At 60.9% G+C, this 12,653-nt stretch carries 21 protein-coding genes; 16 read left to right on the forward strand and 5 right to left on the reverse strand.

Annotated elements, in window-relative coordinates; translation table 11 throughout:
- The 13 genes from AC07VY_RS17650 to AC07VY_RS17710 all read left to right on the forward strand — a co-directional run.
- Positions 1-74 (forward strand): EF-Tu C-terminal domain-related protein (locus AC07VY_RS17650; protein ID WP_495098685.1); only part of this gene is annotated, 74 nt, incomplete at its 5' end.
- A gap of 17 nt (positions 75-91) precedes the next feature.
- A complete protein-coding gene (gene rpsJ, locus AC07VY_RS17655) occupies positions 92-406 on the forward strand; it encodes a 30S ribosomal protein S10 (protein ID WP_019575636.1) in 315 nt (104 codons plus the stop codon).
- Between the two features lie 202 nt (positions 407-608).
- Positions 609-1,283: a 50S ribosomal protein L3 gene (rplC, locus tag AC07VY_RS17660; RefSeq protein WP_490591557.1), complete on the forward strand. Its 675-nt coding sequence runs from the start codon at positions 609-611 to the stop codon at positions 1,281-1,283.
- Entirely contained in the window at positions 1,283-1,903 is a 621-nt protein-coding gene (gene rplD / locus AC07VY_RS17665) for a 50S ribosomal protein L4 (RefSeq protein ID WP_092759960.1), read from the forward strand. The genes rplC and rplD overlap by 1 nt, the downstream gene beginning before the upstream one ends.
- A 5-nt stretch (positions 1,904-1,908) precedes the next feature.
- Positions 1,909-2,229 (forward strand): 50S ribosomal protein L23, encoded by a 321-nt coding sequence (gene rplW, locus AC07VY_RS17670; RefSeq protein WP_369821623.1) that lies wholly within the window; start codon positions 1,909-1,911, stop codon positions 2,227-2,229.
- 2 nt (positions 2,230-2,231) lie between these two features.
- Entirely contained in the window at positions 2,232-3,056 is an 825-nt protein-coding gene (gene rplB, locus AC07VY_RS17675; RefSeq protein WP_490591556.1) for a 50S ribosomal protein L2, read from the forward strand.
- An 11-nt stretch (positions 3,057-3,067) separates the two neighbouring features.
- Complete coding sequence (rpsS, locus tag AC07VY_RS17680) at positions 3,068-3,346, forward strand: 30S ribosomal protein S19 (protein ID WP_076196164.1); 279 nt, start codon at positions 3,068-3,070, stop codon at positions 3,344-3,346.
- A 9-nt stretch (positions 3,347-3,355) separates the two neighbouring features.
- Positions 3,356-3,685: a 50S ribosomal protein L22 gene (rplV, locus tag AC07VY_RS17685; protein WP_490591555.1), complete on the forward strand. Its 330-nt coding sequence runs from the start codon at positions 3,356-3,358 to the stop codon at positions 3,683-3,685.
- Positions 3,686-3,699: 14 nt separating this feature from the next.
- Entirely contained in the window at positions 3,700-4,602 is a 903-nt protein-coding gene (gene rpsC / locus AC07VY_RS17690) for a 30S ribosomal protein S3 (protein ID WP_495098587.1), read from the forward strand.
- A gap of 2 nt (positions 4,603-4,604) precedes the next feature.
- Complete coding sequence (gene rplP, locus AC07VY_RS17695; protein ID WP_029708121.1) at positions 4,605-5,021, forward strand: 50S ribosomal protein L16; 417 nt, start codon at positions 4,605-4,607, stop codon at positions 5,019-5,021.
- Between the two features lie 13 nt (positions 5,022-5,034).
- Positions 5,035-5,244, forward strand: a complete 210-nt coding sequence (gene rpmC / locus AC07VY_RS17700) for a 50S ribosomal protein L29 (RefSeq protein ID WP_490591553.1) — start codon at positions 5,035-5,037, stop codon at positions 5,242-5,244.
- Positions 5,245-5,255: 11 nt separating this feature from the next.
- A complete protein-coding gene (gene rpsQ / locus AC07VY_RS17705) occupies positions 5,256-5,525 on the forward strand; it encodes a 30S ribosomal protein S17 (RefSeq protein WP_092759968.1) in 270 nt (89 codons plus the stop codon).
- Positions 5,526-5,629: 104 nt separating this feature from the next.
- Positions 5,630-6,139: a peroxiredoxin gene (locus AC07VY_RS17710; RefSeq protein ID WP_495098588.1), complete on the forward strand. Its 510-nt coding sequence runs from the start codon at positions 5,630-5,632 to the stop codon at positions 6,137-6,139.
- Between the two features lie 85 nt (positions 6,140-6,224).
- Here AC07VY_RS17710 and AC07VY_RS17715 read toward each other — a convergent pair whose 3' ends face one another.
- On the reverse strand, positions 6,225-7,097 hold the full coding sequence (locus AC07VY_RS17715; RefSeq protein WP_495098589.1) for a LysR substrate-binding domain-containing protein: 873 nt from the start codon (positions 7,095-7,097) through the stop codon (positions 6,225-6,227).
- A gap of 70 nt (positions 7,098-7,167) precedes the next feature.
- Between AC07VY_RS17715 and asd the strand changes: the two genes are divergently transcribed.
- The gene (gene asd / locus AC07VY_RS17720; RefSeq protein WP_495098590.1) at positions 7,168-8,010 is read left to right on the forward strand and encodes an archaetidylserine decarboxylase; all 843 of its coding nucleotides are present in this window, start codon (positions 7,168-7,170) and stop codon (positions 8,008-8,010) included.
- Here the strand turns inward: asd and purU are convergent.
- From purU to AC07VY_RS17740, 4 genes are all read right to left on the reverse strand, one after another.
- Complete coding sequence (purU, locus tag AC07VY_RS17725) at positions 8,003-8,851, reverse strand: formyltetrahydrofolate deformylase (protein ID WP_495098591.1); 849 nt, start codon at positions 8,849-8,851, stop codon at positions 8,003-8,005. The genes asd and purU overlap by 8 nt on opposite strands.
- On the reverse strand, positions 8,848-9,651 hold the full coding sequence (locus AC07VY_RS17730; protein WP_495098592.1) for a ChaN family lipoprotein: 804 nt from the start codon (positions 9,649-9,651) through the stop codon (positions 8,848-8,850). Before AC07VY_RS17730 ends, purU begins: the two co-directional genes overlap by 4 nt.
- Before the next feature lie 2 nt (positions 9,652-9,653).
- On the reverse strand, positions 9,654-9,947 hold the full coding sequence (locus AC07VY_RS17735) for a BTH_I0359 family protein (protein WP_490591547.1): 294 nt from the start codon (positions 9,945-9,947) through the stop codon (positions 9,654-9,656).
- A gap of 77 nt (positions 9,948-10,024) precedes the next feature.
- Positions 10,025-11,152 carry a DUF3108 domain-containing protein gene (locus tag AC07VY_RS17740; RefSeq protein ID WP_495098593.1) on the reverse strand — a complete coding sequence of 376 codons (1,128 nt, stop codon included), beginning with the start codon at positions 11,150-11,152 and terminating at the stop codon, positions 10,025-10,027.
- A 44-nt stretch (positions 11,153-11,196) separates the two neighbouring features.
- On the opposite strand from AC07VY_RS17740, the gene AC07VY_RS17745 reads away from it, so the two are divergent.
- Together AC07VY_RS17745 and AC07VY_RS17750 are read left to right on the forward strand one after the other, a co-directional pair.
- Positions 11,197-12,177, forward strand: coding sequence for a fumarylacetoacetate hydrolase family protein (locus AC07VY_RS17745; RefSeq protein ID WP_495098594.1), 981 nt, complete (start codon positions 11,197-11,199; stop codon positions 12,175-12,177).
- Positions 12,178-12,199: 22 nt separating this feature from the next.
- Entirely contained in the window at positions 12,200-12,616 is a 417-nt protein-coding gene (locus AC07VY_RS17750) for an energy transducer TonB (RefSeq protein ID WP_495098595.1), read from the forward strand.
- Positions 12,617-12,653 lie beyond the last annotated feature (37 nt).

Genomic DNA, 12,653 nt, shown 5'->3' on the forward strand with positions numbered 1-12,653 from the left:
AAGGTCTGCGTTTCGCCATCCGTGAAGGCGGCAAGACCGTCGGCGCCGGCGTGGTTGCCAAGATCATTGCTTAATTTGACAAGGAAGCACCATGTCTACCAAGCAAAAAATCCGCATCCGCCTGAAGGCTTTTGATTACAAGCTCATCGACCAATCGGCCGCTGAAATTGTGGATACCGCCAAGCGCACCGGCGCGATTGTCAAGGGTCCCGTGCCCCTGCCAACCCGCATGAAGCGTTTCGACATCCTGCGTTCGCCGCACGTCAACAAGACCAGCCGCGACCAGTTTGAAATCCGTACGCACCAGCGTCTGATGGACATCGTTGACCCAACGGACAAGACTGTTGACGCGTTGATGAAGCTCGATCTGCCTGCTGGCGTGGACGTCGAAATCAAGCTGCAATAAGCAAACGGTGTGGTTTTCGCGCAAGCGAAAACCGCTACCACCCCAAGGAAATAGCCCGCACTTGCTGAAAACGCAAGTGCGGGCTATACTCCAAGGCTGCGTCAAAACAGGGTTCTGTTTTGGCGCGGTTTTATTAACAGTCTTTCACACCAAAACCGTGTAGCCAATTGCAGTTACATGGGTGGAAGTTACGGAGAAAAAAATGAGTCAAAGCAACTCCCTAGGGTTGCTGGGCCGCAAGGTAGGCATGATGCGCCTATTCACCGATGACGGGGACGCAGTTCCTGTCACGGTGGTAGACGTGTCTAACAACCGTGTTACCCAGATCAAATCCCAAGAGAACGACGGCTACGTGGCCTTGCAGGTCACGTTCGGCGCACGCAAAGCTTCGCGTGTGACCAAGCCAGAAGCCGGTCACCTTGCGAAAGCAGGCGTGGAAGCCGGTGAAATCATCCAAGAATTCCGCGTCACGTCGGATGCTGCAGCCCAATACAAAGCGGGTTCCGTAGTGTCGGCCGGTGCTGTGTTTGCGGTGGGTCAAAAAGTCGACGTGCAAGGTACGACGATTGGTAAGGGCTACGCCGGTACCATCAAGCGTCACCACATGAGCTCGCAACGTGCTTCGCACGGTAACAGCCGCTCGCATAATGTTCCTGGCTCCATTGGTATGGCCCAGGATCCAGGCCGCGTGTTCCCTGGCAAGCGCATGACGGGTCATTTGGGCGTGGACACAGTCACCACCCAAAACCTGGATGTGATCCGTATTGACGAAGCCCGTCAGCTGCTTTTGATCCGGGGCGCAGTTCCTGGCTCCAAGGGTGGTTTTGTGACGGTGCGTCCGGCCATCAAGGCCAAAGCAGCAAAAGGAGCGAACTAATGCAGCTCGAACTCCTGAATGACCAAGGCCAGGCCGCATCGAAGATCGATGTGCCCGAGACCGTATTCGGTCGTGCTTACAACGAAGACCTGGTTCACCAAGTCGTAGTCGCTTTCCAAGCCAATGCGCGTCAAGGCACCCGTGCCCAAAAAGACCGTGAGCAGGTTCGCCACTCGACCAAGAAGCCATTCAAGCAAAAGGGAACTGGCCGTGCACGTGCCGGTATGACGTCCTCGCCACTGTGGCGCGGAGGCGGTCGTATTTTCCCGAACATGCCTGATGAAAACTTCACGCAAAAGATCAACAAGAAGATGTACCGCGCTGGTATGGCCGCGATCCTGTCGCAGCTGGCCCGTGAAGGTCGTCTGGCCGTGGTTGATTCGTTGACGGTGGATTCGCCCAAGACCAAGCCCTTGGCGGCAAAGTTCAAGGCAATGAACCTGGCATCCGTGCTGGTCATTTCTGACCAAATCGATGAAAACCTGTATCTGGCTTCCCGTAACCTCGTGAACATTCTGGTGGTTGAACCCCGCTACGCCGATCCGGTGTCGCTGGTGCACTACAAGAAGGTTCTGGTGACCAAGGCTGCCATGGACAAACTCCAGGAGATGTTCGCATGAGCCGCATGAATTTGACCAACCGTCAATTCGACGAAGGCCGTCTGATGCAAGTGCTGATCGCTCCCATCGTGTCCGAAAAGGCCACCATGGTTGCTGAAAAGTCCAATGCAGTGACGTTCAAGGTACTCCAGGACGCGACCAAGCATGAAATCATGGCTGCTGTGCAGCTGATGTTCAAGGTGGAAGTCAAGGGCGTTTCTGTGGTTAACACCAAGGGCAAAACCAAGCGTTTTGGCAAATCCATCGGTCGCCGCGACAACGTTCGCAAGGCCTATGTGACGCTGAAGCCAGGTCAAGAGCTGAACCTGACCGGGGAGGCCGCGTAATCATGGCTGTCATTAAAATGAAACCCACTTCGCCAGGCCAACGCGGCATGGTGAAGGTCACGCGTGATCACCTGTACAAGGGTGCTCCTCACGCAGCTTTGCTGGAACCCCAGTTCCAGAAGGCCGGCCGTAACAACAACGGTCACATCACGACGCGTCACCGCGGCGGCGGTCATAAGCACCATTACCGTGTTGTGGACTTTGTTCGCAACAAGGACGGCATTCCCGCGAAAGTGGAACGCATTGAATACGATCCAAACCGTACGGCCCACATCGCTCTGGTGTGCTATGCCGACGGCGAACGTCGTTACATCATTGCTCCCCGTGGTCTGGAAGCCGGTGCAACCTTGCTGAGCGGTGCTGAAGCCCCGATCCGCGCTGGTAACACGCTGCCCATCCGCAACATCCCCGTGGGTTCGACCATCCATTGCATCGAGCTCAAGCCCGGTGCTGGCGCGCAAATCGCTCGCTCGGCTGGTACCTCGGCAACGCTGCTGGCACGTGAAGGCACCTACGCCCAAGTGCGTATGCGCTCCGGTGAAGTTCGCAAGATCCACATCGAATGCCGTGCCACCATTGGCGAAGTCGCCAACGAAGAACACAGCCTGCGCCGTTTGGGCAAGGCCGGTGTGAAGCGCTGGATGGGTATTCGCCCAACCGTTCGCGGTGTGGTGATGAACCCTGTGGATCACCCACACGGCGGTGGTGAAGGTAAGACCGGCGAAGGCCGTCATCCAGTCGATCCTTGGGGCAATCTGACCAAGGGTTACCGTACCCGTAACAACAAGCGCACCCAAGTGATGGTGGTGTCGCGTCGTAAGAAGTAAGGGGTAGCTAGATGACTCGCTCACTCAAAAAAGGTCCATTCGTAGACCACCACCTGATTGCCAAGGCTGAAAAAGCCGTAGCAACCAAGGACAAAAAGCCAATTAAGACTTGGTCGCGTCGTTCCATGATCTTGCCCGATTTCATCGGCCTGACCATCGCTGTGCACAACGGCAAACAGCACGTCCCTGTCTATATCACCGACCAAATGGTGGGCCACAAGTTGGGAGAGTTCGCACTCACCCGTACTTTCAAGGGTCACCCTGCCGACAAAAAAGTCGTGCGGAAATAAGGAAAGACCATGGAAACACGTGCAGTCCTTCGCGGCGTCCGCTTGTCTGTTGACAAGGGCCGCCTGGTCGCAGATTTGATCCGCGGCAAAAAGGTAGACCAAGCTCTGAACGTTCTTGAATTCACGCAGAAAAAAGCTGCGGTGATCATCAAGAAGGTTCTGGAGTCCGCTATCGCCAACGCTGAGCACAATGACGGTGCCGATATCGACGAGTTGAAGGTTAAAACCATCTTCGTTGAACAAGGTGCCACGCTCAAGCGCTTCACGGCCCGTGCAAAAGGCCGTGGTAACCGTATCAGCAAGCCCACGTGCCATGTGTACGTGACGGTTGGCAATTAAGAGGTCGGGAAGATATGGGACAAAAAATCCACCCAACCGGCTTCCGTTTGTCGGTCAGCCGCAACTGGTCCAGCCGCTGGTATGCCAGCAACAATGACTTCGCTGGCATGCTGGCTGAAGACATCAAAGTGCGTGAGTACCTGAAGGCCAAGCTGAAGAACGCTTCGGTTTCGCGCGTTCTGATCGAGCGTCCTGCCAAGAACGCCCGCATCACGATTTTCTCGGCTCGTCCGGGCGTCGTGATCGGCAAGAAAGGCGAAGACATCGAGAACCTGAAGCGTGATCTGGCCAAGCAGCTGAACGTGCCAGTGGCAGTGAACATCGAAGAAGTGCGCAAGCCTGAAATCGATGCCAAGCTGATCGCTGACTCGATCACCCAGCAGCTCGAAAAGCGCATCATGTTCCGTCGTGCAATGAAGCGCGCCATGCAAAACGCCATGCGTCTGGGTGCTCTGGGCATCAAGATCATGTCGTCTGGCCGTCTGAATGGCATTGAAATCGCTCGTTGCGAGTGGTACCGCGAAGGTCGCGTGCCACTGCACACTTTGCGTGCAGACATCGACTACGGCACCTCTGAAGCCAAAACCACTTACGGCATTATTGGCGTGAAGGTTTGGGTCTACAAGGGTGACACCCTGGGTCGTAACGATCTGCCTGCAGTGCAAGAGCCGCGCAATGAAGAAGAGCGTCGCCCCCGTGGCCCCCGTCGCGATGATCGCGGTGGCCGTCCCGGTGGTAACGACCGTCCTCCAGCACGTGGTCCCCGTCGTCCAGCAGGTGCCAATGCGGCCCCTGCGGATGGCAGCGACAAACCTGTTGAAGCCACAGGTGCAGCTGCACCGAAATCTACCGTTCAGCGCGTCCGTAAAGTAGCCGCGCCTGCTGCACCTGCTGCAGCTGACGGTAAAGGAGAATAAACATGTTGCAACCAGCGCGTCGCAAGTACCGCAAAGAGCAAAAAGGCCGTAACACCGGCATCGCAACCCGGGGTAGCTCGGTTGCGTTCGGTGACTTCGGTTTGAAGTGCACGGACCGTGGCCGTCTGACGGCCCGCCAGATTGAAGCCGCACGCCGTGCGATTTCCCGTCACGTGAAGCGTGGCGGCCGTATCTGGATCCGCGTGTTCCCTGACAAGCCAATTTCCCAAAAGCCTGCTGAAGTGCGTATGGGTAACGGTAAGGGTAACCCTGAGTATTACGTGGCTGAAATTCAGCCGGGTAAGATTGTTTTTGAAATCGTCGGCGTTCCTGAAGAACTGGCCCGTGAAGCGTTCCGTTTGGCTGCTGCCAAACTGCCTTTGCGCACCACCTTCGTTGCCCGCATGATTGGCCAGTAAGCAGGAGACTGATATGACCAAATCTACTGAACTGCGCACCAAAGACGTCGCCGGCCTGAAGGACGAAGTGAAAGCGCTGCAACGCGCCCATTTCGGCCTGCGTATGCAAAAAGCCACGCAACAACTCAACAACACAGCCACGATCCGCACTGCGCGTCGTGATATTGCCCGCGCCAAGACCATTCTTGTCGAGAAGCAAGCCGCTGACAAAGCCGCTAAGTAAGGAGCGAAAACATGACGGAAGCTAAAACATCCCTCAAGCGCACCTTGATTGGCAAGGTGGTCAGCGACAAACGTGCAAAGACTGTGACCGTGCTGATTGAGCGCCGTGTGAAGCACGAGCTCTACGGCAAGATCGTTGGTAAGTCGAGCAAGTACCACGCCCATGACGAAAAGGGCGAGTTCAAGCTGGGCGACACCATTGAGATCACGGAAAGCCGTCCGATCTCGAAGACCAAGAACTGGGTTGCTACCCGCTTGGTGCAAAAGGCTATTGCGGTCTAAAGCTGCAAGTTGCTTAAAAAACGGTCCACAATGTGGACCGTTTTTGTTTGTGGGGCGACGGAAACGTGGCCCCTTTTTTATTTCTTTATTCCCAGGAGCATTCCATGATCAAAGTCGGCGACACACTTCCTTCCAGCACATTGTTTGAGTACTCCGAAGTAGAAGGTGAAGGCTGCAGCATCGGCCCGAACGCCGTGGATGTTGCCAAGGCCACGGCCGGTAAGACGATTGCCCTGTTCGCCCTGCCAGGCGCGTTTACGCCCACCTGTTCGGCCCAGCATGTGCCGGGTTACCTGGCCAGCGCTGAAGCCTTCAAGGCAGCCGGTGTGGATGAAATCTGGTGTGTCAGCGTGAACGACGCTTTCGTCATGGGTGCCTGGGCGCGCGACCAGAAGACCGCCGGCAAGGTCCGTATGCTGGGCGACGGCAGTGCCGACTTCGCCAAGGCTACGGGCCTGACGCTGGACCTGACGGCGAAGGGCCTGGGCCTGCGGAGCAACCGCTATTCCATGCTGGTGAAGAACGGCGTCGTTGTCACCTTGAACGTTGAAGCCGCTGGAAAGTTTGAAGTCAGCGACGCAGCTACCTTGCTGGCACAAGCCAAAGCCGCGTAAGCTGCTTGCTATCAATAAAAGAGCTTCTGGCGCAGGTACTGCCTGCGCCAGAAGCTCTTTTTGCTTATAAGTTCAGGTTGCGTATTCAGGCCATGGCTTTCTTCAGCCAGTCGGCGAAAGCGGCACATTCCCAGCGGTCCATGGTGCCGGTTTGCCAGCACAGGTAATGCGCGTGCGGGCTGGGCACGCTGCGGGTGAATAGTTTGACCAGGGCGCCGCTGTCCAACCAGGGTGCGCCCAGGCGCAGGCGCACCAGGCCAATGCCCATGCCGGCGGCCGCGGCATCGCACATCAGGCCGATGTCGTTGAACTGCGAGCCGTCGGCGGGCTCGGGCCAGTCCAGCTGGTGGGCGGCGAACCAGGTGCGCCAGGGCTCCAGGGGCGAGCGCAGCAGGCGCGCGCCTTCCAGGTCGGCCACGCTGTCGAACGGCCCGTGTTCGCGCACAAAGGCGGGTGAGGCCAACGGTGTGACTTCGTCGCGGGTCAGGCAGATGTGTTCCACGTCGGCATAGCGACCTGTGCCGAAGCGCACCACCAGGTCAGCATCCTCGGCCACCACGTCCAGCAGCGGTATAGATACATGCAAAGCCAGGTCAATCTCGGGGTAAGCCTCGGTGAACTGGCGTAGCCGCGGAATCAGGATGGCGCGGGCAAACGTGGGCGTCACGGCCAGGCGCAGCTTGCGCTTGCCAGGTGCCGATGCGGTGCTGGGAAAGCGCTCCAGAATGGACAACCCCTCGCGCACATGGGCCAGGTACTCACTGCCCTCGGTGGTCAGTGAAAAGTCGGCTCTGCCAAACAGCTTGGTGCCCAGGATCTGCTCCAGCTGTTTGACCCGGTGGCTGACCGCACTGGAGGTGACGCACAGCTCTTCGGCCGCCTGCGTCACGCTGCGCAAGCGGGCCAAAGCTTCGAAGGTCAGCAGGCACTGGATTGGGGGTATACGCGTAGCACTCATGCCGGCATTGTCCCTCTTACGCCAGGGGGTGCTCGTTACAATGGCCCCCTTTTTGCCTAGGGGATTGCGCGTGTCTGACCGTTTCAAAGTGTGGCTGCAGTACCTGCTGCCCAAGCACGCCATCACCGCTTTTGGCTGGCATGTTGCCACGGCGCGCGCCGGTAGCATCACCACCGGCATCATCCGCTGGTTCGTTGGCAAATACGGGGTGAACATGGCCGAGGCGGCCAATCCAGACATCACCAGCTACCCTAGCTTCAATGAGTTCTTCACCCGTGCATTGAAGCCCGGTGCGCGCCCGCTGGCCCAGGCCGACCTGGTGTGTCCGGTGGACGGTGCGATCAGCCAGTTTGGCCGTATCGAGCGCGACCAGATCTTCCAGGCCAAAGGCCATACCTATTCGACCACCGCGCTGGTGGGCGGTGACGCGGCGCTGGGCGCGCAGTTCGAGAACGGCCATTTCGCCAACATCTACCTGAGCCCCAAGGACTACCACCGCATTCATATGCCCTGCGACGGGCGGCTGACGCGCATGGTCTATGTGCCGGGCGATCTGTTTTCGGTGAACCCGGTGACCGCCCAGGGCGTGCCCGGCCTGTTTGCGCGCAACGAGCGGGTGGTCTGTGTGTTTGACTCGGAGCGTGGCCCGTTTGTGCTGGTGCTGGTCGGTGCCGCCATCGTCGGCAGCATGGCAACCGTCTGGCAGGGCGTGATCAACCCACCGCGTGGCCCGGTGCGCGAATGGCGTTATGACCAGCAGCAGATCGTCTTGAAGCAGGGCGAGGAGATGGGCCGCTTTCTGCTGGGCTCCACCGTGGTGATGCTGTTCCCCCAAGGTCCGCTGAGCTTCAACCCCGCCTGGGCACCCGCAGCTAGCGTGCGCCTAGGTGAAGTGATGGCTAACGCTATTTGAAAATCACCGTCTTGTGGCCGTTCAGCAGCACGCGGTGCTCGCTGTGCCACTTGACGGCGCGGGCCAGCACCTGGCTCTCGGTATCCCGGCCCTGGGCGGTGAAATGCTCGACCGTGCGGCTGTGGTCCACGCGGGCCACGTCCTGCTCGATGATCGGGCCTTCGTCCAGGTCCGCCGTCACATAGTGGGCGGTGGCGCCAATCAGCTTCACGCCGCGGTCGTGCGCCTGGTAGTAGGGCTTGGCACCCTTGAAGCTGGGCAGGAAGCTGTGGTGGATGTTGATGGCCCGGCCACTCAGCTTCTGGCATAGGTCGTTGCTCAGAATCTGCATGTAGCGCGCCAGCACCACCAGTTCCGCGCCTTCGTTTTCTATCACCTCGTAAGCGCGCGCCTCGGCCTGGGCTTTGGTGGCGGCGGTCACCGGGATGTGGTGGAAGGGCACGTTGTAGCTGGCCGCCAGCTGGTAGAAGTCGCGGTGGTTGCTGATGATGGCGCGAATGTCCAGCGGCAGCAGGCCGCTTTTCCAGCGGAACAGCAGGTCGTTCAGACAATGGCCTTCCTTGCTGACCATCAGCACCGTGCGCACCGGCTCCGAGGTGTTGTGCAGGCTCCAGCGCATCTGGAAACCTTCGGCGAAGCTGGCCAGTGCGCTGCGCAGTGCGTCGGCGGGGATCTGGTCGCAGGCGAATTGCACCCGCATGAAGAACAGACCGGTGTCGTGGTCGTTGTACTGGGCGGCTTCTTCGATATTGCTGCCGCGCTCCAGCAGGAAGCCTGATACGGCGTGGACGATGCCCGGGCGGTCCGGGCAAGACAGTGTGAGGATGTAAGCAGTGTTCATGGCGAGCCGGATTGTCGCAGCCCGGCGCAGTAGTCTTTGGGTGGGATGTTGGGCGTGACCCAGATTTGGTTGAAGTTTGCTACATCTTTAGTAGCTGCTTGCGCAGGTTCTACCTGCAGCAGAACGGATTTTGATGCAAAACCTTCGGGCAGGTGCTGCGGCACGCCCAGGCTGGGGTTGGCATGGCCGCTGCCGGTCAGCAGCAGCACGGTCTTGCCGGGGATGGCGGCGGTCTGCAGGGTCTGCGCCATGGCCTGGTCGCGGGCGATCTGGATGCGCGTCATGGGGCCGATCTGGCTTTCCGGCAGCAGGCCGCAGTGGCCCATGCGGATGGACTGCTGCTGGGCTTTGAGCGCGGGGCCGGGCAACTGCATGTCCAAGGCGGTGTTGGCCATGGCTGGGCGCATCTGGGCGCGTGGCAGATTGGCGCCGAGTACCGGCACGCCGGCGTGGACTGCGGCCATGACCGCCGGGCCGTAGACGACCCAAGGCCAGCCAGCGTCGTCCCACTGGAGTGCTGTCTGTACTTGTTCCGGGGACGCATCGCGGGGTAGGGAGCGGGTGTCGTGGCCTTGTTCGGCCATTTCCAGGGCCAAGGCGGCCAGTTGGCCGTGACTGGCCAGGGTTTCAATCACCTGGCGGTGGATCTGCTGGTGTTCCGGCGCGTCATGCTGCTCGCCGAGCAGGATGGCGTCGGCCGGCAGCAGGGCCTGCACACGCTGGTCTATGGCGGGTACGCTGGCGCAGCCCCACAGCAGGGCAGCACAGCAAGCCAGCAGCGCAGCGGCGCTGAGCCGCACGTTCAGTGCACCAGCACCGGGTTTTGTGCCAGGCCGGCGTACTGTTCCAGCGTGTCTTCTACTTCTTCCTGGGTCGGCGTATTCAGCTGCCAGGCAGAAATATGTTGCTGGAACAGCTCGGCCCAGGAACCGTCCAGGTAGACCTCTTTGCCCGAGCGTTTGTCGACGATTTCAAAGCCGTGGCGTTCCAGCGTGGGTGCGCGTGGCGGGTCGGCGGGTGCCAGCAGGGCGGCGTTGGCCGCATCAGGTTGCATGTGGACCACCGCAAAGGATTCGGAGTCGTATAGCGTGTTCATGGTGGAAGTCCTTTTCTCAATCACTATGGGCTATATGGTCGCGATAGCAGGGAATTCAAGTTCCGTGCCACACCAGCTTAGGGCTTTTCCACGCTGCGCAACTGCTGGTCGATGAAATCTCCGTTCGGATCCGTGATTTTCAGCCGCACTGGCAGGTATGAAATGCTGGGGCCCAGCCACAGCTCGACCTTTTTGTCGAATTCCTTCAGCGGGACGCGGGTGAGTTTCAGGATGTCCAGGGTGTCGTAGGGCACGTAGGCCTTGTCTGGCCCCTCTATGTTGAACTTCCAGATGTCGGCATCGCGCGGGCCTACGGTCTGCAGCGTGATGCTGCTGCCCACGGGGTAATGCGCCGGGTCGGCGGCCAGCATGCTAGCGATTTGCAACACCACGCTGAGCTGGTCTTGCGCGGCGGGCAGCAGGGGTACGTCTGGCGTATTCGCGCTGAAGGTGGCGCGGCCCTTGCCGTAGTCGAAATGCGCAGCGACTTCGCTGCGCCACTTGTCGGCAAAGCGCTGGGGTGCCAGGCCGGCCGGGGTGATGGCGCCCGTGCTGGTGCGTGTGCGCGAGCCCAGGAACAGCACGCTGGCACTGAGCTGGGCGCTGTACTGCTGGCCATCTTGTTGCCACAGCAGTTCGCCGCGCGCGTTGTAGTGCATGCCTTTGGATGCGCCGCTGAGGTTGTACAGCAGCCGCACCGGGTCGGCGAAGCGGAAGGCCGTGGCCTGGGTGACCTGGGCAACGTCAGGCGCTGGCGGCACGGGGGCGGATGCCATCGGCTGTGGCGGCGGAGTGGGCGGTGGCGGTGCAGGGGCTGCCACGGGCTCGGATGCGGCCGGGGCTGGTGGCTCGGGGATGGAGGCGGCGGGTTCGGGGGGCGGCGCTACGGGTGTAGCGTCGGCGACTTCTACGTTCTCCACCGGCTCTGGCGCGGGCACACGCGGCGCCGGGCGCGGTTTGTGTTGCACGGGCGGTTTGGCGACGGGAGCGGGCGGTGTGAGAGGTATGGGAGGCGCAGGCGCGGGCGCCGGGATGCTGCGCGTGTTCAGTGCGTGCACCGTCGTGGCTCCGGGGGCCGTTACCTGCAGCACGGCGGGCAGCGTTTGCAGCACCGCCAGATGGGCCAGCACCACGGCGCCACCCAGCACCGCCAGGCCACGCAGCGGCAGGGACGAGTGTGCGGCGGAAGGCTTCGTTAAACTCATTTGACTATGCAACGCTTCTCCATCCCCTCCCGGCGGACACCGCCATGAAATTAGCCACCTACCAAGACGGTTCGCGCGACGGCCAGCTGGTGGTGGTGTCGCGCGACCTGGCCACGGCCCATTATGCGACCGGCATTGCCAGCCGCCTGCAGCAGGTACTGGACGACTGGGGCTTCATGAGCCCGCAGCTGCAAGACCTGTACGACGCACTCAACCACGGCCGGGGCCGCCACAGCTTCCCGTTCGACGCGCGCCAGTGCATGGCACCTCTGCCGCGCGCCTACCAGTGGGCCGAGGCGCAGGCCTACCCCAGCCTGCTGCGCGGGCCGGATGCCGACAGCCGCCTGGCGCTGGCCCCGGGCAGCGGTGACCATTTTCTGGGCGCCTGCGAGCCGCTGCGCTGCGGCTCCGAAGCCCTGGGCGTGGACTTCGCGGCCGGCCTGGCCGCCATCACCGCCGACGTGCCCCAAGGCGCCAGCCCGGAACAGGCGCTGGACGGCGTGCGCCTGCTGCTGCTGGCCAATAGCGTGCGCCTGCGCAGCGTGGAGACGGCGGAACAGGCCAAGGGCGTGGGCTGGGTGCAGAGCGCGCCAGCCGTGGCCTTCAGCCCGGTGGCCATTACGCTGGATGAGCTGGGCGACAGCTGGGACAAGGGCCGCGTGCACCTGCCACTGCACACCAGCTGGAACGGTCGTAAGGTCGGCATGTGTGATGCAGGGCCGGAGATGCAGTTCCACTTCGGCCAGCTGTTGGCGCATGTGTGCAGCACCCGCACCGTGCGTGCCGGCAGCGTCATTGGCACCGGCCCGGTGGCGAATGCCGGCGTGGCGCAGAAGACCCAGATGCAGTGGCCCAAGGGTTACCACAGCATCGCGGAAAAGCGCGCCATGGAGGCGCAGGACGGTGGCACGCCTGGCACCGGCTATCTGCAGTACGGCGACACCGTGCGTATCGAGATGATGGGCAAGGATGGCAACAGCCTGTTTGGTGCCATCGACCAGGAACTAGCGCCCTGGCTGCGCTGAAGAGTTTTCAAAGGACATGTTGATGCGAAATTTATGGGGTAATAAATCGTTGGCGGGCCTGTGCTCCGCTGTGTTGGCTGCGCTGCTGGTGTCGGCATGCGCCTCGTCCACCCCCGAGCCGGTCTGGCCGGACCAGGAGGCCAGGCTGCAAGACCTGGGCATCACGGTTGAGGTACAGGCCAAGGTCCCGCCGCCGGACAAAGACCTGGTGCGCGACCGCTCGCACAACAGCACGGTGGTGGTGCAGATGCTGGTGGACGCCTCGGGCGGCGTGCTGCGCTCGCGCGTGTCGCAGTCCAGCGAAAACCCGCTGCTGGACAAGGCCGCGCTGGACGCCGTGCAGGGCCTGCGTCTGAACCCCTATTACAGCCAGGGTAAGGCCCAGGCGGTGACGGTCAGCGTGCCGTTTACCTTCCCGTTCTACGACCGGCCGCGTTAAGTTAATTGCTATTGTTTATATAGCTGCTTGCGCACGT

This window comes from Rhodoferax sp. GW821-FHT02C08 (genome assembly GCF_059421805.1).